Annotated in this window: 18 protein-coding genes; 14 read left to right on the top strand and 4 right to left on the bottom strand. The window is 43.6% G+C overall.

What is annotated here, in order from left to right:
* Nucleotides 1-110 precede the first annotated feature (110 nt).
* The 5 genes from I3257_RS11065 to I3257_RS11045 all read left to right on the top strand — a co-directional run bounded on the left by I3257_RS11065 (nt 111) and on the right by I3257_RS11045 (nt 4,099).
* Nucleotides 111-473 carry a glycosyltransferase gene (locus tag I3257_RS11065; protein ID WP_346014814.1) on the top strand — a complete coding sequence of 121 codons (363 nt, stop codon included), beginning with the start codon at nt 111-113 and terminating at the stop codon, nt 471-473.
* A complete protein-coding gene (locus I3257_RS11060) occupies nt 470-1,081 on the top strand; it encodes a sugar transferase (protein WP_238049772.1) in 612 nt (203 codons plus the stop codon). Before I3257_RS11065 ends, I3257_RS11060 begins: the two co-directional genes overlap by 4 nt.
* Nucleotides 1,082-1,091: 10 nt before the next feature.
* Complete coding sequence (locus tag I3257_RS11055) at nt 1,092-2,291, top strand: DegT/DnrJ/EryC1/StrS aminotransferase family protein (RefSeq protein WP_238049771.1); 1,200 nt, start codon at nt 1,092-1,094, stop codon at nt 2,289-2,291.
* Between the two features lie 311 nt (nt 2,292-2,602).
* Entirely contained in the window at nt 2,603-3,481 is an 879-nt protein-coding gene (gene folD / locus I3257_RS11050) for a bifunctional methylenetetrahydrofolate dehydrogenase/methenyltetrahydrofolate cyclohydrolase FolD (protein WP_238049770.1), read from the top strand.
* A gap of 99 nt (nt 3,482-3,580) precedes the next feature.
* Nucleotides 3,581-4,099, top strand: a complete 519-nt coding sequence (locus tag I3257_RS11045) for a phosphate-starvation-inducible PsiE family protein (protein ID WP_045451736.1) — start codon at nt 3,581-3,583, stop codon at nt 4,097-4,099.
* Between the two features lie 82 nt (nt 4,100-4,181).
* On the opposite strand, the gene I3257_RS11040 is transcribed toward I3257_RS11045, so the two are convergent.
* The 4 genes from I3257_RS11040 to I3257_RS11025 all read right to left on the bottom strand — a co-directional run bounded on the left by I3257_RS11040 (nt 4,182) and on the right by I3257_RS11025 (nt 9,562).
* Complete coding sequence (locus tag I3257_RS11040; RefSeq protein WP_238049769.1) at nt 4,182-5,606, bottom strand: di-heme oxidoredictase family protein; 1,425 nt, start codon at nt 5,604-5,606, stop codon at nt 4,182-4,184.
* A gap of 276 nt (nt 5,607-5,882) precedes the next feature.
* Nucleotides 5,883-7,592, bottom strand: a complete 1,710-nt coding sequence (locus tag I3257_RS11035; protein ID WP_238049768.1) for a chromosome condensation regulator RCC1 — start codon at nt 7,590-7,592, stop codon at nt 5,883-5,885.
* Nucleotides 7,593-7,883: 291 nt separating this feature from the next.
* Nucleotides 7,884-9,098, bottom strand: coding sequence for a magnesium/cobalt transporter CorA (gene corA, locus I3257_RS11030; RefSeq protein ID WP_193007512.1), 1,215 nt, complete (start codon nt 9,096-9,098; stop codon nt 7,884-7,886).
* Nucleotides 9,099-9,172: 74 nt separating this feature from the next.
* Nucleotides 9,173-9,562 carry a DUF2237 domain-containing protein gene (locus I3257_RS11025; protein WP_045451983.1) on the bottom strand — a complete coding sequence of 130 codons (390 nt, stop codon included), beginning with the start codon at nt 9,560-9,562 and terminating at the stop codon, nt 9,173-9,175.
* A 478-nt stretch (nt 9,563-10,040) separates the two neighbouring features.
* Between I3257_RS11025 and I3257_RS11020 the strand changes: the two genes are divergently transcribed.
* The 9 genes from I3257_RS11020 (at nt 10,041) to hisS (ending at nt 20,520) form a co-directional block, all read left to right on the top strand.
* On the top strand, nt 10,041-11,351 hold the full coding sequence (locus I3257_RS11020) for an ATP phosphoribosyltransferase regulatory subunit (protein ID WP_238049767.1): 1,311 nt from the start codon (nt 10,041-10,043) through the stop codon (nt 11,349-11,351).
* 125 nt (nt 11,352-11,476) lie between these two features.
* Nucleotides 11,477-12,766 (top strand): adenylosuccinate synthase, encoded by a 1,290-nt coding sequence (locus tag I3257_RS11015; RefSeq protein ID WP_045444847.1) that lies wholly within the window; start codon nt 11,477-11,479, stop codon nt 12,764-12,766.
* A gap of 332 nt (nt 12,767-13,098) precedes the next feature.
* Complete coding sequence (locus tag I3257_RS11010; protein ID WP_198330078.1) at nt 13,099-13,515, top strand: lysozyme inhibitor LprI family protein; 417 nt, start codon at nt 13,099-13,101, stop codon at nt 13,513-13,515.
* A gap of 437 nt (nt 13,516-13,952) precedes the next feature.
* Complete coding sequence (gene ndk, locus I3257_RS11005) at nt 13,953-14,384, top strand: nucleoside-diphosphate kinase (protein ID WP_193011877.1); 432 nt, start codon at nt 13,953-13,955, stop codon at nt 14,382-14,384.
* A gap of 318 nt (nt 14,385-14,702) precedes the next feature.
* Nucleotides 14,703-15,944 (top strand): 23S rRNA (adenine(2503)-C(2))-methyltransferase RlmN, encoded by a 1,242-nt coding sequence (gene rlmN / locus I3257_RS11000; RefSeq protein ID WP_238049766.1) that lies wholly within the window; start codon nt 14,703-14,705, stop codon nt 15,942-15,944.
* A gap of 213 nt (nt 15,945-16,157) precedes the next feature.
* Complete coding sequence (gene pilW, locus I3257_RS10995; protein WP_238049765.1) at nt 16,158-17,108, top strand: type IV pilus biogenesis/stability protein PilW; 951 nt, start codon at nt 16,158-16,160, stop codon at nt 17,106-17,108.
* Nucleotides 17,105-17,917 carry a helix-turn-helix domain-containing protein gene (locus tag I3257_RS10990; RefSeq protein ID WP_109591647.1) on the top strand — a complete coding sequence of 271 codons (813 nt, stop codon included), beginning with the start codon at nt 17,105-17,107 and terminating at the stop codon, nt 17,915-17,917. The genes pilW and I3257_RS10990 overlap by 4 nt, the downstream gene beginning before the upstream one ends.
* Nucleotides 17,918-18,050: 133 nt before the next feature.
* Nucleotides 18,051-19,166 (top strand): flavodoxin-dependent (E)-4-hydroxy-3-methylbut-2-enyl-diphosphate synthase, encoded by a 1,116-nt coding sequence (ispG, locus tag I3257_RS10985; protein WP_238049764.1) that lies wholly within the window; start codon nt 18,051-18,053, stop codon nt 19,164-19,166.
* Nucleotides 19,167-19,230: 64 nt separating this feature from the next.
* Nucleotides 19,231-20,520: a histidine--tRNA ligase gene (hisS, locus tag I3257_RS10980; RefSeq protein ID WP_201502912.1), complete on the top strand. Its 1,290-nt coding sequence runs from the start codon at nt 19,231-19,233 to the stop codon at nt 20,518-20,520.
* The last annotated feature ends 5 nt before the right edge of the window (nt 20,521-20,525 follow it).

The following is a 20,525-nucleotide window of genomic DNA, read 5'->3' as shown; positions in this document are numbered from 1 at the left end:
ACGTTACTTTAATCAGAACCTCTTATCAGGTGTCCTAAATTAGTTGACCACTACACGTTGAGAAAGTTGTCAAAGATAATAGAGGTGTATATATACCAGCCAATCCAAATGTGCACGAGGTTTTTCAGTGTGCTGATTTACATTTATTTTTGAGCTATCGTGAAGGGTTTGGCAGTGTCGCTATTGAAGCAGCAAGTTGCGCTGTTCCAACTTTTGCCTATGATGTCGTTGGTGTAAAGGATAGTGTCAAAGAAGGTATCAGTGGTCGAAAATTTAATTTTAAGGATATGTCGTCTGTCGCCGAAGCGATCAGTGCTGCTGCTACTGATAGAGAATTTGAAAAGAGATATCCTGAGGCAAGAGACTGGGCCATTGCAAATTTTGAACGCAAGCAATTGTGGCAAAGTTATTTAAGTTTTTATTTACGCAGTAGGGATGACCGCGTAAACGACAAAAGGCGGGCTGCAAAATGATAAAGCGACTATTTGACATCACGGCGGCCACGGCGGCCTTGGTAATATTATCTCCTGTTTATGCTATTACGGCTTATAAAGTCAAAAAAAACTTAGGCTCACCAGTGATATTTAAACAAACTCGTCCTGGTCTAAATGGCAAGCCGTTTGAGATGATTAAGTTTCGCTCAATGAAAGATTCTATCGATACAGAGGGTAATCCTTTAGAGGATGATGAGCGTTTGACGGCATTTGGTAAGACCTTGCGTAATAGCAGTCTCGATGAGCTGCCTGAACTATGGAATGTGATTAAAGGCGATATGAGTTTGGTGGGGCCGCGACCACTATTGATGGAATATCTGCCCCTATATAATGATGAGCAAGCGCGTCGCCACCGTGTACGTCCGGGTATTACGGGATATGCACAAGTTAATGGTCGAAATGCGATTGGTTGGCATGAAAAATTTACGCTCGACACATGGTATGTCGATCATCAGTCATTATGGTTAGACATTATGATCTTGGTTAAAACAGTAAAAAAAGTCATTATCAAAGATGGTATTAGTGCTGATGGTGAAGCGACCATGAGTAAATTCACAGGTAATAGCGTCGATAAAAACACGCTTTGATGAGGAACGCATGCTAAATACTCCTTTTTCACCTTGGCCTAGTTTTACTCAGCAAGAAGCGGATGCGGTCAGTCAAGTATTGTTATCCAACAAAGTTAATTATTGGACAGGGCAAGAATGCCGTCAGTTTGAAGAGGAGTTTGCTGATTGGGTGGGTAGCAAATACGCGATTGCATTGGGCAACGGAACTTTGGCATTGGACGCGGCATTGCAGGCACTTGGTATAGGTGTGGGTGATGAAGTTATCGTGACGCCGCGCACTTTTATTGCCAGTATCTCCTCAGTGATTAATGCAGGCGCGACGCCCATTTTTGCGGACGTTGACGAGTCCACAGGGAATATCACTCCAGAGTCGATAGCGGCGGTATTGACGGACAACACCAAAGGCATCATCTGTGTGCATCTGGCAGGTTGGCCCTGTGATATGGATGGCATCATGGCACTGGCAGATCAGCATCATTTATATGTCATTGAAGACTGTGCCCAAGCGCATGGTGCACGCTACAAAGGTCGTAGCGTTGGTAGTATCGGTCATATTGGCGCGTGGAGTTTTTGCCAAGATAAGATCATGACCACAGGCGGCGAGGGCGGCATGGTCACCACCGATGACGAGCAGCTATGGCGAAAAATGTGGGCGTATAAAGATCATGGCAAAAGCTATGCGGCGGTCTATGAGACCGAGCAGCTGCCCGGCTATAATTGGCTACATGAGAGCTTTGGCACCAACTGGCGCATGACCGAGATTCAAGGCGTTATTGGGCGTATTCAGTTGGCACAAATGAGTGACTGGATAGCGAAGCGCCGTGCTAATGCTCAAGCGATATTAGAGGCATGTGCTAAATGGGAAGAAAAAGGCTATCTATCGGTGCCGACATTAGAGCAGGCCTCTCAGTTTCCAAACTCTATCCATGCCTATTATAAATTGTATGTTTATGTGCAACCAAATAACCTAGCTGAAGGCTGGACACGTGATCGCATCATTGAAGAAATAAATGCGCTAGGCGTGCCTTGCTATTCAGGGTCTGCCTCAGAGGTATATTTAGAAAAAGCATTCGATGATACAGGCTTGCGTCCAGAAAACAGACTGCCAATAGCAAAACAATTGGGAGAGACCAGCTTAATGTTTTTGGTTCATCCTACCTTAACCACTGCCGAAATCGCGCAAACGGTAGATGCAATCGATCGCGTGTTTGTTTCAATGATTCAGTAATGTGAGAATATCGCTTATTAAGGCGTGTTGATTATTTATAAGGTGTTGCGGCTATTAGCTTTTATTTGTGAGTAGACTTTCTTATAAAACGGTAAAGGTTGTCAAGGTTGCATCGGTAATGACATGATATTGCTAGATTGGCGAGCGATAGAAATTTATAAGTATCCAAGTCTTATCTCACGCTAGGATTTTTTAGCCCAGACAGGTACAATATCAGTCTTAATCATACATTGATCAAGCATAAGACAGGCATGCAAGTAGTTGCGGGCGCTGTCTTTCTTTTTTTTATCGCACCCTCTATTGGAGTTACTATGTCAACTGCCCAAGGATCTGCTACCGTTTTGGACGGTAAAGCACTTGCTAAACAAATAGAACAGCAACTGAGTACGCGTGTAGACGCTATTAAAGCTAAAACAGGACGTACCCCAAGCTTAGCGACGATATTGGTCGGCGACGATCCCGCTTCTGCGACTTATGTACGTATGAAAGGTAATGCTTGTAAACGTGTCGGCATGGATTCTATACGCGTTGAGATGCCAAGTGCGACGACCACTGAAGAGCTGATGGCAAAAATAGATGAACTAAATAGCAATCCAGACGTCCATGGTATTTTACTGCAGCACCCAGTACCTGCACATATCGATGAGCGTGCTTGCTTTGAGCAGATTGACTTGGCAAAAGACGTCGATGGTGTGACCTGTCTTGGCTTTGGTCGTATGGCGATGCAGCAGAGCGCTTATGGTTCATGTACCCCGCAAGGCATCATGCACTTACTAGAGCATCATAATATCGAGCTTGCAGGTTTGGAAGCCGTAGTGGTAGGTCGCAGTGCCATCTTGGGTAAACCAATGGCGATGATGCTATTGAATGCCAACTGCACCGTAACGATTTGCCATTCAAGAACGCAAGATTTAGAGTCTCATATTAAGCGTGCGGATATCGTGGTTGGGGCAGTGGGCGTGCCTGAACTGATTAAAGCAGAGTGGATCAAAGCAGGCGCGGTAGTCATCGATGCAGGTTTCCATCCGACTGATAATGGCGGCGTTGGTGATATCGAATTGCAAGGCGTAGAAAATATCGCCAGTGCTTATACGCCTGTACCGGGCGGCGTGGGTCCAATGACCATTAATACGCTTATTCGCCAAACCGTTGATGCGGCTGAAAAATCTGCCGGTTTGAATATCGGCTAAAAAGAGAGTCATACGAATACTGATTGCCGATAAATAAGGGGCCTGAGGTAATATATACTCAGGCTAAATCAACCACATCTCAGTTGATAGGACCTAAACATGGCTAAAAAAAACGTAGGTGTTCATGAGCGACTACAAGGTATCGGTAGAGAGTTTGTCGATGTCTGTCATTACGTTATTTTATTTCTAATCAGTGTGGTTGTCGTTTGGACCGCTGGCAAAGAGTTCGTTGGTATTGTTCAAAAAGGCTCAGCGGATTTAAAAGACATATTGATGTTGTTTATTTACCTTGAGCTGCTGGCGATGATAGGTATTTATTTTAAAACCCATCGTCTGCCGGTACAGTTTTTGATATTTATCGCGATTACTGCATTGTCACGACATTTGGTGGTTGATGTACAGGCAGTCTCAGACTATTTCCATTTATGGCTGCTGGCGACAATTTCTGTGGCCATTATGCTATTGAGTGGTTCTATCGTAGTATTAACTTGGACAGCAAAAACGTTTGGCCGTCCAGAGGACAATCTAGATAAACAGCATGCAAACTTAACGATTAAAGCGCTGTTACCTGATAATGCTCAAGCGCCTGATAGTCATACCAAGCATCGCCGTGAATAACTATTAAATAGCAGCATAAAAAAGGGTTACCACTGGTAGCCCTTTTTTGCTTTCTTAAATCTCACATTTTATTGTTTGAGCGTTAAATGCCCTTTAAGAAGGTCATTAATGTTTGTTTTTGCGTGGCGGATAACTGTGTAAAGCGCGTCTTTGTACTTTCTGCTTCACCACCATGCCAGAGTATCGCTTCAGTCAAGCTGCTGGCACGACCATCATGCAAAAACCGCGCTTCTGGATCACGTGCCACAATGCCAATTCCCCACAATGGCGGTGTACGCCACTCAAAGCTTTCTGCATTTTTCTCCTTCACGCTATCATCTAGTCCAGCGCCCATATCATGCAGTAATAAATCAGTATAAGGATAAATGTTTTGCTGTGATAGGAGCGGGAAGCGCTCACTATTGCCTGTTTTTTGTTTGGGTGTGTGACAGCCAGCACAGCCGACTTGCGCAAACAGTTGCGCTCCTTTATTAAAATCTGATAAATCGTCTATTCGCCTTTCAGGTACGGTAAGGGCGGTCATAAAATCGGTCACAGCATCTAGACTACTGTCTGAGACTTCTGGAGAGCCGCCATTCGCTGCTGTCCAACAAATAGGCTGATTTACCGTACAGTTAGGATCCATAAATACCGAGGTGGTTAAGCCCATATCTTGCGACATGGCATTGGCGTTTTGGGTACGCAGGCTTGAGTTAATCGCCTTCCATCCAAAGCGGCCAATGCGCTGCTGTTTGCCATCTTGTACCCAATGTACGCGGCCACTGATACCGTCTTGATTGTTATCATCAGGGTCAGCTGCCGCAATGATATTCGCTTCAGGAATCAGGTCGAGCAAGCCCATACCGACCAATTGCGGTGAGATACGTCCGCTAATCGCTGTATTCCCTAAGAGTTGATTAGGGTCAGTTGGAGTAAAGCTAAACTGTATGCCAGCAGGTTTATCATTTTGACTGGGCATCGCTGCGTAGCGCATGCTCCCTTCGGGATTGATACTTGTGGCAATACTTTGATGCTGCATTTGTTCACCGTAATAAGCATGTGGCAGGCCTTGCTTATTACCCAACCGGAATAAAATCGCATCACTCAGCTGACCATTGGCTGCATAAATAGGTTTGCGACCTTCAGCGCTATGGCATTGGGTACAGGCATTGGCATTTAACAGTGGCCCCACACCATCGAACAGTACGCGACCCTCATTTGCTGGTGTCCACTCGGTGATAAATAACTCACGTCCAGGCGATACTCCGCCTAAAGCGCTGCTCGGTAGATTGGGCATGATTTGCAAAAAAGGCTGTGATCCATTGGCGGCAATCGTAGCACTGCCACCTGCTGGCTGCCAGTTGGTATCGATTTCTGGAGTGTCAGGAGTAGTGGGTGGGTTGGGTACGTTAGTATCGCCATCATTACTGGAATTATTTGAATCATCTGAGCCACCACAAGCAGTGAGCAGCAGCGCGATACTTACACTGAGTAGTGTGTTACGTATGATGGGAGGTAATGTATACAACGAAGAATTTGATATGATTGACGAGTTTGATCGTAAAAACATGGGCTGACCTGAAATGGCTAAAATATAAGGGGTTATGGTATATCTTCATCGTCAGCCTATTTAGAGGGCTGTCGATTTAATTGAGGATATCCTGAGGATTGTACGATAAGCTACCGCGCAATAGTTAGGCGTATTGACTCAAACAAGCAGCATAAACGAGGCTGCTTGTTTGAGAATTTTATGATAGGAAATTCAACCAACTATGTACTGTTCGCTTCGTCATACTTAAAACACTTATAGCTGACTAGGTAAAGCAACTGGGATAGGGTTGTTATACATCCAAATATGAGTGGTGTCTTTGTTGCCGAGTGAGCCTTCAAAGCTCCAGCCCCACGTAAATAAATGACCAGCTTTCAGCGTATTATTATCTTGGTCAAACGATTTTTCATGAGCAATTAGATGCATGGCACCCATGGCCATATTATCGATATTCTTTAGATTCGGCAGCTTATTGGTTGGTTCATCTAGGTCGTTGTAAATGGTTTTGCCTGCGCCATTTGTCTCCCCAAACATGCCCCATGCATAGAGAATACCATCCGTTGTTGATGAGCCATTATTAGTGGCGACATTATCCAGTAACGTATAGCTGGCATTGCCATTGGCATAGACGCGGCGAACTTCTTTATCTGTAAACCAAGGCAGTTTGGTCGGTGAGGTAATGACATCTGCCCATGCCTTTTCGCTGCCATTAAATGTCTCACCATTGTAGCCCAATTGACTAGTGGCATTTAACCCCCAGCCATACACTGCGTCTTTATTGGTCAATGCTAAGATATGGTCTTTGCCAGCCGTCAATTGGGTCACTTTTTCTACATCTATAGCGGGTTGGTCGTCAGCTTTTTGAGTGGCGTCATCTGTCTTAGCAGTAATGGCGTGATTAATCGTTTCATTAATGACATGAATACGTACAGGGGTTGCATTGACGTTGATACAGTTGGTTGTAGTGTTACAGACTTTGCCTTTGCCAAGATTGGCGTAAGCATCGCTGCCCCAACCCCAAACCTGACCTTTGTCATCTAAGGCATAAGAGCTATTGCCACTGACAACTACCTGCACGATATGTCCTGCCTCTGTGGCTGCTGTAAAGTCAACTTTGACAGGGGTGCTGCTATCCGTGCTGGTATTATTACCAAGCTGACCGTACCCATTGGCACCAAAGGCCCAAACCGTACCCTCTTCGGTCAATACCAAGTTATGGCTATAGCCGGGTGCGACCATGACGGCATTTTCGATACCTTCGATCGCGCTGATATCCAAACGACAGTCTGCAGTCTTGCTACAGTCATTACGACCCCCATCACCGCGACCCAGCTGCCCGTATTTGTCTTCGCCCCAACTATAAACTTGACCATTTTGAGCAATAGCGAGTGAATGATTTTGATTAAAACCAATAGATATCAGGTCTTTTGGTGCGCTGTTCATTAGCATCGGCGTGTCTGGATGTCCCATAATATCGCTGATTTTTGTGGTCAGACCGAGTCCTGTTTGACCATAATTGTTGCGACCCCAACCATATAGCTGACCATCACGCAGGGCAGCGGTATGCGAACCACCTGCCGCTATGGTATCGCCTACGTAGATGGTTTTGGTTGAGCGCATGATATTACCAGCATTGTCTGTGGCTTCTAAGACAATGGTATTGCTACCTAGCGTTAATAAAATACGATCATCAAAATAACCATCAGTATCTAGCGTTAGCGCTTGAGCTGATTCGTTATTATGCATATAGGTCAATGATTTAACGCCGCTGCTATCTTGTACTTGTCCTGAGACAAATACCGCGGCAACCGCGCTATAGCCATCAGTAAAGTTGCTATCAGTGGTTAGTAGTGGCGGTGTCCCATCTATGATAGCAGTGGCTGTGTCGGAATCACTGCCACAAGCAGTAAGAATCAAGGCTGCGGTAACGACCGCGACAGCTTGAGTAAGACGGGATAAACGCATAAAAACCTCGATAGATGCAAATTGACAATATGTCAGTATGCCAGCCATAAAATAACAAAACCGTCCCATACAAATCCGACGGTTGTAGGGTTTGTGCTATTGACTGAGTCAATCGTACATGGTGGCGTTGGAATAATAGAAATGGCGGCAAGAGTTTAGCAATAATAAATGTGAATAGTATTACAAATAAGAATTATTATCAATAATAAAGTGGAAAAACAGCACCATGAAGGATGCTGTTTTTAAAAGCTGAACGCTGACTATCAATGAAAAATCAACTATAAATTTTGGTTATAACCATTTAAGCCTTTTAAAATTGTAATATAAATAGCCACATAATGATCCAATGATGAGCATGATGACAAAGTAGGAATATTGCCAATGCAGCTCGGGCATAAAATCAAAGTTCATACCATAGATACCTGCAATGGCCGTCGGTACAGCTAAAATACCTGCCCAAGCAGCAAGCTTACGCACCACCTCGTTCTGTCCCATATTAACCATGGCCATATAGGTATTCATGACCACACTCAGCATCTCATTTAGACCATTAATAGCGTCTAATGAGTGCAGCAAATGGTCATTGACGTCGCGAAAGTAGGGCTTAGCGGCTTGAGAAAACCCAGAGACCATCTCACTTTTTTTATGATTGATAAAAAAACTACAGATATCCTGTACTGGTAAAATAATCGCCCGCATATGTACGAGTTGCGATTTGAGCTCATAAAGGTTTTTTAATGTACCTTTATCAAACTCATAGGTAAACACGTAACGTTCTTGCTCACGCAAATAGCGACCTAAACGATCGGTAATCGGCATATAATTATCCACGATAAAATCGAGAATAGCATGCAGTACAAATATCGGCCCCATACGCAGCTTTTCAGGGCGACGATGACAATGCTCACGGACAGGTGCGTAGGAGTTTGATGGACCATTACGGATGGTAATCAGGTAGTTTTTGCCCATAAATATCGCGGTGGTGCCATAGCGAATGACATTGTCCTCAAGCTTAGCGGTACGCAATACCACAAACACCATGTCATTGTCATAGTTCTCGACTTTGGCACGCTGGTGATCGGCAAATGCATCTTCGATTGCCAGTTCATGTAGTCCAAAGGCTTCTTTGACTTTGACCATGGTTTCTAGGCTTGGATCATAGAGACCAAGCCAAATAAACTGACCATTATTATTTAAGGCACGACTAACATCGTTTAGCGCTAATTTATCGAGATTTTCACCGGTCTTACGTGAATAAGCATAGCAATTGACGACTTCATCGGCACTGGAAGAGTCAATATCCTCATAGCGTTCAGAGTCAGGATCGTAGACCGTCATGGTCTCGATGGTGTCCTCAGTGGTGGTATCAGCATCGCCATAGATATAGCTGTCGTCATTGTCTAGATAGAGATGTTCCTCATTCATATCGGCGTAAATACGATTGATATTAGAGTTAGGTGCAATACGCGCGGTTTTTTTGATCAACTGGTCGTTATTGTTTTCCATACACCCTCCCTTTATAAAGTAAAAAACGTGTCACAATCAGAACTTATAATGATTGTTGTTAATAATGATCGTTATTAAAGGGCGTAACTTTTCAAAGTATCAATATCGACCAAGCTCAATAAGCTTTCGTGGCAAGCTTCTAGTTTGATTTGCGGGGCAATATCAAAGTCCAAAGCTTCAACCCAGCGTAACGCGCAAATGCACCAATAATCACCAGGCTTGAGACCAGAAAATCCATACTCAGGTAGCGGCGTAATCAAATCATTGCCGCGACTGGCAGAAAAGTTCAAAAACTCGCTGGTCATCTTGGCGCATACGGTGTGCTGACCGACGTCATGGTTGCCAGTATGACAAAAGCCGTTGCGGTAATAACCGGTAATAGGGTCAAAGCAGCAGCTGGCAAGTGCCGTACCTAAGACATTGGCTTGATTGTTGGCAGGGTTTGGGTGGTAATCAGATGACATAAGGCTTCCGAGATAAAAATATGGCTTAGTGTACCATGAGTCGGTATCGAAGGCGTTGTTCTCACTTTGCTCATTATTTTCTTTATGATATAAATGATGGTAACCATTTTTGAGTCAACGATTACTTATATAGTCTATAGATAACCTTCATAGATTAAGTGCTGATAAGATGTAATTAGATAGTAATTGTGGCTAATTGTCACTAGGCGAACCTTGGCTGCTATGCTAAACTAAAGCATAAAGTGCCTTGATTATTTAACGCCGTTTATTAGCGCATAAAGATACTCGTCTTATCATTCTAAATTATACTTATTACTCACCCTTTTGCGGCTACCTAGTTTGTTTATAAATAATTGGGTCAATGATGTTGCGCGTTAAAAATAAAAATGCATGGCGTCAATGCAATTGTAAATATAACCTTTAAGTACCGCATCAGTACCGCGTTTTTGGTAAGCGATACGCCAAACAAGGATTTATTGTGTCTGTCAGTTCTGATTCTGCAAAACTTGCCCAGTTAAATACGACTAATGAAGCGGCGGCTCAGCCTGCTGAAAACACTGCTACCTCTACTACTAGCATGCCATATTTAAACAACTTTGCCAGCGACGTTGCCAATAGCTGGTTGCTGCCTGATGGGGTGGTGGATGTGCTGTTCGAAGATGCGCGTAAGCAAGAAGTGCTTAGGTATCAGCTGACTCAGCAGCTTATTGGTCATGGTTATCAGTTGGTCAATCCACCAATGATTGAATTTACTGAGTCATTGTTGAGTGGCGCTTCAGAAGATTTAAAGCGTCAAACTTTCAAGATTATCGATCAGCTAACGGGTCGCTTGATGGGTCTGCGTGCAGATATTACCCCGCAGATTTTGCGTATTGATGCGCATTGGGGCGGCACAGGTATTGCGCGTTATTGCTATGCAGGTGATGTGATTCATACCTTGCCATCAGGGCTATTTGGCTCACGTACGCCTTTGCAGCTCGGCGCTGAAATATTTGGCTGTGCTTCACTTGCCGCAGATATTGAGCTGATAGATGTGTTGTTTGGCATGATAAATAAGCTAAATATGAGTGCGACGCTGCATATAGACTTGGGGCATGTGGCGATATTCAAACGCTTGGCTGAGTTGGCAGCGTTGTCTGATAATGACACTGAGCAACTCATGCATTTATATGCCAATAAAAACCTACCAGAGCTAAAGCGTGTCTGCCAGTTGTTGTCAATGGGTGATGATTTTTATGCTTTGGCACGTTTTGGTCATGATATTACCAATCTATTGGCGAGACTGTCAGAGACTGCACAGCAGGACACGCAAGTCGCGACTGCTATCAATGAATTACAACGCTTAAAAACACATCTACAAGACCAGTGGCAATGCCCTGTGAGTATCGATGTGACGGAACTATCAGGCTATCATTACCACACGGGTATCATATTCAATGGCTATATCAATAGTGAGACGCAACCTCTGGTACGTGGCGGTCGTTTCGATGGTATGCAAAGCGGCAACCAGTTAGCAATCAATCAGCCACGTGAAGCCACGGGCTTTAGTATGGATGTCAGTCGTTTGCTTGCACACACGCAGCTTGAGGCACCAATCATCGTATTGGTCGACTATGAAGCATTGAGCAGTGCGAACCAAGAACAGAGACAGATACTGCTACAGCAGGTTGAGAGTTTACGTGAGCAAGGCTATCGCGTCACCATGCCATTGAATGCAGAAGATCGTCCCTCTGATATGACGCATCTTTTGAGCTTTATAGATAATCATTGGCAGTTACAGAGTATTTAAGCATTAGTTTTGAATATTAGTATTATTACCATTTTTTAACGTTTTTAAAATCAAGATAACGAAAGTTATCACAGGCTTTAAACCGTTATTGCACACACCTCAATACATAAAGGTAAGGATTGATCATGGGTAAGAATGTCGTAGTTTTGGGTAGCCAATGGGGCGATGAAGGTAAAGGTAAAATCGTCGATTTACTAACCGAAAAAGCTTCAGCAGTTGCACGTTTTCAAGGCGGACATAACGCTGGTCACACGTTAGTTGTCGATGGCAAAACCACCATCCTACATTTAATCCCATCAGGTATTTTACGTGAAGGCGTTACCTGCTTCATCGGTAACGGCGTGGTGTTAGCACCTGACGCATTATTGAAAGAGATGAAAGAGCTAGAAGACAACAACGTACCTGTACGTGAGCGTCTGCGTATCTCTCCAAACTGCCCACTTATCATGCCGTATCATGTGGCACTTGACCAAGCACGCGAAGCAAAACGCGGTACTGGTAAAATCGGTACGACAGGTCGCGGTATTGGACCTGCTTATGAAGACAAAGTAGCCCGCCGTGCCATCAAGCTTGCTGACTTGTTCCGTGATGATTTAGAAGAAAAACTCCGCAACTTAATCGAATATCATAACTTCCAATTGACGCAGTATTATAAAGTTGAAGCGATTGATTTTGATGAGACACTTAAGCTTTGCCAAGAGTGGAAAGAAGAGATTAAAGGCATGGTTACTGATGTGACCGAAGACCTTAATCAATTGCGTTTGGCTGGTAAGAACCTGATGTTTGAAGGCGCGCAAGGTACATTGCTTGATATCGATCATGGTACATATCCGTTTGTGACCAGCTCAAGCGTAACCGCTGGCGGCGTATCGACTGGTACAGGTATCGGTCCATTGTACTTAGATTACGTACTTGGTATCACTAAAGCTTATACTACCCGTGTCGGTAGTGGTCCATTCCCAACTGAGCTATTTGATGATGTTGGTGCGCATTTGGCTAAAGTCGGTCATGAATTTGGTGCGACCACTGGTCGTGCGCGTCGCTGTGGTTGGTTCGATGCTGAAGCATTACGCCGTGCCGTGGTACTGAACTCTATGTCAGGTATCTGCTTAACTAAGCTTGACGTATTAGATGGTCTTGAAGAGTTACTAATCGGTGTGGGTTATAACTTGCCTGAAACTGAATGTGCAGGTGCACATGATGCTGAATTCTATGAGTCAGTCACGCCTAAGTATGAGACGATGCAAGGGTGGAGTGAGTCAACCGTTGGTATCACTAACTATGATGAACTTCCAGAAAATGCGAAAAAATATATCAAACGTATCGAAGCGTTGATTGGTTGCCCAGTTGATATTATCTCAACCGGTCCAGACCGCGAAGAGACGATTGTATTGCGCGACCCGTATGATGCTTAGTTTCTTATCATAAAACTTAATTAGTTTAAGCGTTCATAAAAAATCCCAGTGCTGAGCATTGGGATTTTTTTATGAGTATTACCTTGTGAGTAATGTCTTATAAGTAAATTCTCATCATTTTTTATTATGCTAACTATTATTAATGCCAAGTGATAAAAAGTGTTAATCACTATTAATCTCTAACGATAAAAAATCAAGATATCTAGTCATTGAATAAATTGAGATAAGAAAAAATAGTATAAAGGAGAGAATTGCTAACATTATTCTGGTTTAATTGGTATATTATGTTATAAATGAATGTAAATTTATCAATATATAAAAAGGAAAACGTGATGAAAGCGACTATTATCAAGCACTCTATAGGCAAAGCAGCTTTAGCGCTGCTAACGTCTGCGGCTTTTATGTTTCCTATGCTGTCATGGGGCGCGCAAAACTGTGATAAACCCAACAATGATTTCGATGATTTGTATTGCTTAACGAAAGTATATTTAGAAGCGGATAAAGAGCTGAATAGTTCTTATGCAAAATTGGCTAAGCAGTTAAATAGCCAGCAAAAATCCAAATTAAAGCGCGGACAACTGGCGTGGATACGCGAGCGTAATGACCAATGTAGTTATAATAATGATGAAGGATTTTTTGTCAATATGGGCTGTGCGACTCGGGTGACAACTGAGCGAGTGAACTTCTTAAATGATCGTGTGCGTGAATGTAGCGCTGGCAGTTGCCGCGACAGCCGCTTAGGCGAGTAGTTGCTTTTTAGTATTGCTTGAAAGCAGTGACCTTCATAGCTGCGTATTAACAAAATCCCTTAGCATTATATGCTGAGGGATTTTTTTTGGTAACACTTACATAGAGTTTTCGCCAAGTTGGTTCTAGCCCATCAATGACAAAGATAGTTAGCGATGAGATACGTAGGGTAAGAATCTGCTATTGATGAATGCTCACTTTGTCTTAAGATAAGCTGTGGTCATAAATTTACTTTTATGCAAGGTGCGGTCATAAATTAACCCTATCATTTATAGCGCTAATCATTATAATAGGCAGCAATCCTGTGTTGGTGCTCATATTATCGCATTGATAGACCATGAGTTATTTAAATCTGCCTAAGTCAACATTGCGGCCAAAGATAAAACAAAGTATTTACCATCTCATTTTTATCGAATTCATTATTTATTAGGAGCTTTTCATGGCTAACGAACGTACTTTATCTATCATCAAACCTGACGCAGTAGCTGGCAACAACATCGGCGCTATCTACGATCGCTTTGAAAAATCAGGTCTAAAAATTGTTGCCGCTAAAATGATGCAACTTGATGATAAAAAAGCGGGCGGTTTTTACGCTGAGCACGCTGAGCGTCCATTCTACAACGATCTAGTATCATTTATGACTTCAGGTCCAGTATTGGTATCTGTATTAGAAGGCGAAAATGCAATCGCTAAGCATCGTGATATCATGGGCGCTACTAACCCAAAAGACGCCGCTGAAGGCACTATTCGTGCTGACTTCGCTAGCAGCATCGACGAAAACGCGGTTCATGGTTCAGATTCAGCTGAATCAGCAGCACGTGAAATCAGCTACTTCTTCAATGAAGATGAAGTGTGTGCACGTACGCGTTAATAGCAGTTTTTATTAGCAGCCACTGTTATGAATAATAGTGCTGATTAATAATTAGTGTGGTAAAACGGCTTATATCTTTTGGTATAAGCCGTTTTACCTATTATAATAGTCTGACTATGCATTGAAGTTTTAACTTTTCTCCCTCATTATTAGTTTTATATAGCGTTATCAATCCTTTATCAGCATATTACTTTCAGTTTTTGGTAAAAAATGCGCTCATAACGGATTGCTCATGCACTCATATATTGAGTACGTCTAGCAACACCCATCTCAACAATTGTATCGCTCATACCAGTAGATGCAAAAAGGTTATTTATTATGTCAACTGCTCAAATCCCTATTCAAACTGACGTCCAACACGTACCTGCTAAGACTACTAAGAGTATAAAATTAGTAGACGAGGCGCAGGCGAAAACCAATCTACTAGGTATGACACAAGCGCAGCTAGCGGAATACTTTAAGAGTATTGGCGAAAAGCCGTTTCGCTCGACGCAAGTCATCAAGTGGATATATCAGCAGGGTGTCACTGATTTTGAGCAAATGACCAATCTGAGTAAATCTTTGCGTGATAAATTATCAGCCAATGCCTGCGTCATTCCGCCAAAAGTGATTCATCGTCAATACAGCGATGATGGTACGCGTAAATGGGTATTTGAAGTCACGGGTGGCTCGTTGGTCGAGACCGTATTGATTCCCGCAGATGATAGTAAATTAAACGGTCGTAAAACCTTGTGTGTCTCTTCGCAAGTGGGCTGTGCGCTCGACTGTAGCTTTTGTAGTACGGGTAAGCAGGGCTTTGAGCGCGATTTGACGGCGGCTGAGATTCTTGGACAATTATGGGTGGCAAATGCCTCTTATATGACCGATGAAAATGATAGTTTAGAAAATGTTGACTATAGTTTATGGGAAAACAACGTAACCAACGTCGTCATGATGGGTATGGGCGAGCCGTTATTAAACTATCGTCCCGTTGTCAGCTCAATGGAATTGATGCTCAGTGACCATGCTTATGGTTTATCAAAACGCCGCGTTACTTTGTCGACTTCAGGTGTGGTGCCAAAAATGTACGAGTTGGCACAGGAGCTTGACGTGGCTTTAGCGATTTCATTGCACGCACCAAATGACGAGCTGCGTAATGAATTAGTGCCGATCAATAAAAAATATCCATTAGAGCAGCTCATGGCGGCAGCGAGAAATTACGTTTTTGAAGTAAATCCGCGCCACAAAAAACACGTGACTATTGAATATGTGATGCTAGATGGTGTCAATGATAGTAATGAGCATGCTGAGCAATTGGTCGCATTATTGGGTGATTTACCAAGTAAAATTAACCTGATACCGTTTAACCCGTTCCCTCATGCGAATTATGATAAGTCGAGTAATAATCGTATTCATGCCTTCAGCAACATATTAAGTGAAGCAGGTTTTGTTTGTACCATACGTCAAACACGCGGTGATGATATTGATGCGGCATGTGGTCAATTGGTTGGGCAAGTTGCTGATAGAACCCGTCGTTCAGCCGCGTGGCAGCAAAGCATCAAGGATCGTGAAAGTGTTTAGTATGATGGTCATATAAATGGTGAATAGACATTTTCGATGTAGCATCGTATTTGTCTTTTATCTGTCGCAATGGTAATAAAAATGTAGCAATAACGATTAGTTTGGATGTGCACAGCAATTAATGACAACTAAATTGTACTTATGCGGGCTAAATCTATTAAACTGATGCCTCGAGGATCGAACGCATTGAATCACAGTTTTATGATGGCGGCTATGATGACTTCTAGAAATTCTTGTCAGTTCAATTATCAAAAAATATTTTCTCAGACTTATAAGCGATTGAGTACAGCGAATGGACAAGTGGCTATTGACCCAATAGCGATGTCGAAGCGTACGGTATTAGTGACGGCATTGGTAGGGCTGCTGCTCACTGGTTGTCAAAGCACGCCGACCAATGATTTGACAAACATCGCGGCTTATCAAACGTCTACGCGACCCAATGACAATCGTAACTTAGATCAACAAGAAATTGCTCGCGTGCGCACTTCACTTGCCGCGCAATATATCCGCAAAAATGAGCTTGATACCGCTCAGCGCCAACTCGAAAAAGCCTTTTCTGCCGATAGCCGTTACGCGCCAGCCTATGATATGATGGGCGTTTTGCTGCAGCAAGAGGGCAGTCGACTCAATCTCGAAAAAGCCGATCAATATTTTAAAAAAGCGATTACGCTTGATAAAGATTTTGAGCAAGCCCACAATAACTATGGCGTTTATTTGTCACAAATGAAGCGCTATCGTGAGGCGGCAGAGCAGTTTGAGATTGCGGGTTCAGCATTAGGTTACGAAGGTCGTATTGGTGCGCTAGAGAATCTAGGACGCACTTACTTACAGCTAGGGGATCGCAGTGCGGCTGCTAAAGCATTTTTACGGGCACTTGATGGCAATCGCAATAGTATTATTGCCCATATCGAGTTGGTCGACTTGTTGCTTGAGCAGCAACGTGTTCCCCAGGCTCAAAGGCTTTATGATGAAACCTTGATACTGGTACAAGGGCAGGGCATTAGCCCGCGCTTGCTATTACAAGGTATCAAATTGGCCGCTGCACAAAATAACATAACGACGCGCCAGCAATTGGCACAGCAGCTTTTATCCGCTTATCCTTTAAGTGATGAAGCAAAACAACTTAAGACTTGGCTTAACAATCCAGAGGCACCATGGAAATGACCACCCCATCATTAAACACTCAATCTAACGCTCAGGGATCATTTGGTGCCGTGTTGCAGCAAGCCCGTAAAAATAAGCAAATCAGCTTAGACGAGGTAGCTGCCGAGTTATTTATTTTAAAGCGTCATTTGCAAGCGCTGGAAAATGAAAATTTTTCGGAGATGCCGCAAGCTGCTTTTGCCCGTGGGTTTGCCATCAATTATGCTAAGTTTTTGGGTTTGGATCCTGTAAAAATAGCGACCAGCTTTGATGCCGCTTATCCTACGGAGCTGAAAGCAAAGTCAGTGAATAACACGGATACGCCACTGCGTCCAATGGGAACGTTGCAACGTGATACGCACAATCGAATTCGTTTTAACCCACTACTGATCATCGCGGTCATTGGTGTCATTATTTTAGCGATTTTCTTATTTCGTATGGTGAGTAATGCAAGTAAAGAGAATACCGAGCAGCCAGTATCGACGGTCGAAGACGTCTCAGCGATAGAGCAAGCGCAAGGTGCGGCAATCAATACTGATGAGATGGGCGTTGGTGCCTCTGGCTCTGCTCTAAACTTGGGCGGCGATGCAAGTCCAGCGTCTTTAGATGTCAAACTGACGGATACCGCCGTCGTGAGTATTACTGATGCCTCTGGTAGCAGTCTAATGAGTGGCTCGCAGACATCTGGGGATTATAAACTGTCAGGTACGCCGCCGTTTAATGTACAAATTGATAATGTCGATAATGTCAGCATAATGCTTAATCAAGAAGCGGTTGCTCTAAATACTTATGCAACAGATAAGCAAGCCAATTTTGAGTTAGCGCCTTAACTTTTTAAGCGGCTAATTTTGAATGCTAGTCTTATCGACTGCTGTACAAGATTTATTTTTAAAATTTGCTATCTGCAAGCTATTATAAGTGTGTTTTTTCTGCGTTTTTTCGCTTTAACTGAAGGGTTTGTCTATGTCAACGTCAGCGCCTATTAACCGTCGCCTTACCAAAAAAATATATGTCGGTGATGTCGCGATTGGTGGTGATGCGCCGATTAGTGTGCAGAGTATGACCAATACAGATACTTGCGATGTGGCAGCAACTGTCGCCCAAATCGAACGCTGCGTTGAAGCTGGTGCGGATTTGATGCGGGTGTCGACGCCAACGATGGATACGGTCAAAGCTTTTGGCGAAATTCGTAAGCTGGTCAGTGTGCCTTTGATTGCAGATGTGCATTTCGACCACAAAATTGCGTTAGCAGTTGCCGAAGCGGGGGCTGACTGTCTGCGTATTAATCCAGGTAACATCGGTAGCGACGCCAAAGTACGTGAAGTGGTCGCCTGTGCCAAACATTACAACATCCCTATTCGTATCGGTGTCAATGCAGGCTCGCTCGAAAAAGACATTCAGCGAAAATATACCGAGCCAACTGGCGACGCGATGCTTGAATCAGCCATGCGCCATATCGATATATTAGATCGTCTAAATTTTGATCAATATAAAGTATCGGTTAAAGCCAGCAATGTGTTTTTGACCTTGGATGCGTATCGCCTGATTTCTGCACAGATTGATAACCCGCTGCATTTAGGCGTCACCGAGGCGGGCGTTTATCGGACTGGCGCGGTCAAATCTGCCATTGCACTTGGCGGTTTATTATTAGATGGCATCGGTGATACCATTCGTATCTCACTGGCGGCAGAGCCTGAAGAAGAAATTAAAATCGGCTTTGATATTTTAAAATCGCTCAATATACGTTCTAATGGTGTCAACTTTATTGCATGCCCAAGCTGCTCGCGCCAAGAGTTTGATGTGATTCGAGTTATGACAGCTTTAGAGTCGCGCTTAGAAGACATTCGTGAACCAATGAATCTGTCTGTGATCGGCTGTAAGGTAAATGGTCCTGGTGAAGCGAAAGAGGCCGATATTGGTATTGTTGGTGCCGCACCAAGATCCTTGGTATATCGTATGGGTGAAAAAAGCCATCTTATCGATACCGATAATTTGGTCGATGAAATAGAAGGCATGGTACGCGCACATGCCGAAGATTTGGCTAAAAAACGCGAGAATGAGATTATCCGCGTAAAATAAAACACTATTATGAGCAAAAAATAAAAGAGACACTTGTTAAAATTTTTAAGGATACGACCGTACCATGATTAAAGCTATCAAAGGGTTTAATGATATTTTGCCTGATCAGTCCGCAAAATGGCTGCATTTAGAAGCGATATTGGCTGAAGTACTGGGCAGATACGGCTTTGAGCATATTCGTTTGCCAATCGTTGAGCAAACCGATTTGTTTGCGCGTGCCATTGGTGGCGCGACTGATATTGTCGAAAAAGAGATGTATAGCTTTACCGATAAATCTGAGCCACCAACGCCGTTGGCGCTACGTCCTGAAGGGACCGCTGGTGCAGTACGTGCAGTGATTGAGCATAATTTACTGCGCGGTGATACACCAAAGTTATGGTACATCGGTCCAATGTTTCGCTATGAGCGTCCACAAAAAGGTCGTTATCGTCAGTTTCATCAAATAGGTGTTGAAAGCTTTGGTAGTGCCTTACCAGACGCTGACGCTGAGCTGATCGCCATGACCCATCTGATGTGGCAAGAGCTGGGGTTAAAAGATGAGATGCGTTTAGAGCTAAACAGTCTGGGCGAAATTGATGAGCGTCATGCTTATCGCGAAGCATTGGTTGCTTATTTAACCGATAAAAAAGATCAGCTGGATGAAGACAGTAAACGTCGCTTGACCACCAATCCGCTACGTATTTTAGACAGCAAAGAAGCAAGCACCCAAGCTCTATTGGTAGACGCGCCTAAGCTTGCTGACTTTTTAGGTGAAGAAAGCGTGGCGCATTTTGAGCAAGTACAAGCCTATTTAACAGAGCTGGGTATTAATTTTGAGATCAATCCACACCTAGTACGCGGTCTTGATTATTACAACAAAACGGTTTTTGAGTGGGTGACTGACAAGCTTGGTAGCCAAGCGACCGTTTGTGCAGGCGGCCGTTATGATGGTTTGATTGGGCAACTAAAATCCATCGGTACTGATGGCAACAAACCAGTAAAATCTGAGCCTGCTGTTGGATTTGCCATGGGGCTTGAGCGTTTATTACTGTTAATGGAAGCGGTTGCGCCGATTGCTGATGTCCCCGCTTGCGATGTTTTCGTGGTTGCGCATCCAGAAGTTTATAGTGCGGGTATTGGCTATGCCCAACGCCTACGATATAGTCGCCCAGATATTCGGGTGAAAATGGCGAGTGCGACGAGCCTAAAAGCGCAAATGAAGAAAGCCGATAAGTCAGGTGCTGCATTGACCGTTATTATTGCGCAGCAAGAGCTGGATGATAATACCCTCAGCGTTAAAGACATGCAGACGGGCGAACAACAGACAGTTGCGACAGATTGGCTGTCGAGTAAAGAAAATTTTATCCGTCAGTAATCGAT

Origin of the sequence: Psychrobacter sp. Ps7, assembly GCF_022129225.1 — a bacterium.
GTDB lineage: Bacteria > Pseudomonadota > Gammaproteobacteria > Pseudomonadales > Moraxellaceae > Psychrobacter > Psychrobacter immobilis_A.
This window is presented reverse-complemented; position numbering and strand designations above follow the sequence as displayed.

Coding starts and splice junctions, on each gene's coding strand:
- I3257_RS11060 (WP_238049772.1), top strand. CDS start 470: ATGATAAAGCGACTATTTGACATCACGGCGGCCACGGCGGCCTTGGTA.
- I3257_RS11055 (WP_238049771.1), top strand. CDS start 1,092: ATGCTAAATACTCCTTTTTCACCTTGGCCTAGTTTTACTCAGCAAGAA.
- folD (WP_238049770.1), top strand. CDS start 2,603: ATGTCAACTGCCCAAGGATCTGCTACCGTTTTGGACGGTAAAGCACTT.
- I3257_RS11045 (WP_045451736.1), top strand. CDS start 3,581: ATGGCTAAAAAAAACGTAGGTGTTCATGAGCGACTACAAGGTATCGGT.
- I3257_RS11035 (WP_238049768.1), bottom strand. CDS start 7,592: ATGCGTTTATCCCGTCTTACTCAAGCTGTCGCGGTCGTTACCGCAGCC.
- corA (WP_193007512.1), bottom strand. CDS start 9,098: ATGGAAAACAATAACGACCAGTTGATCAAAAAAACCGCGCGTATTGCA.
- I3257_RS11025 (WP_045451983.1), bottom strand. CDS start 9,562: ATGTCATCTGATTACCACCCAAACCCTGCCAACAATCAAGCCAATGTC.
- I3257_RS11015 (WP_045444847.1), top strand. CDS start 11,477: ATGGGTAAGAATGTCGTAGTTTTGGGTAGCCAATGGGGCGATGAAGGT.
- I3257_RS11010 (WP_198330078.1), top strand. CDS start 13,099: ATGAAAGCGACTATTATCAAGCACTCTATAGGCAAAGCAGCTTTAGCG.
- ndk (WP_193011877.1), top strand. CDS start 13,953: ATGGCTAACGAACGTACTTTATCTATCATCAAACCTGACGCAGTAGCT.
- rlmN (WP_238049766.1), top strand. CDS start 14,703: ATGTCAACTGCTCAAATCCCTATTCAAACTGACGTCCAACACGTACCT.
- pilW (WP_238049765.1), top strand. CDS start 16,158: ATGATGACTTCTAGAAATTCTTGTCAGTTCAATTATCAAAAAATATTT.
- I3257_RS10990 (WP_109591647.1), top strand. CDS start 17,105: ATGACCACCCCATCATTAAACACTCAATCTAACGCTCAGGGATCATTT.
- ispG (WP_238049764.1), top strand. CDS start 18,051: ATGTCAACGTCAGCGCCTATTAACCGTCGCCTTACCAAAAAAATATAT.
- hisS (WP_201502912.1), top strand. CDS start 19,231: ATGATTAAAGCTATCAAAGGGTTTAATGATATTTTGCCTGATCAGTCC.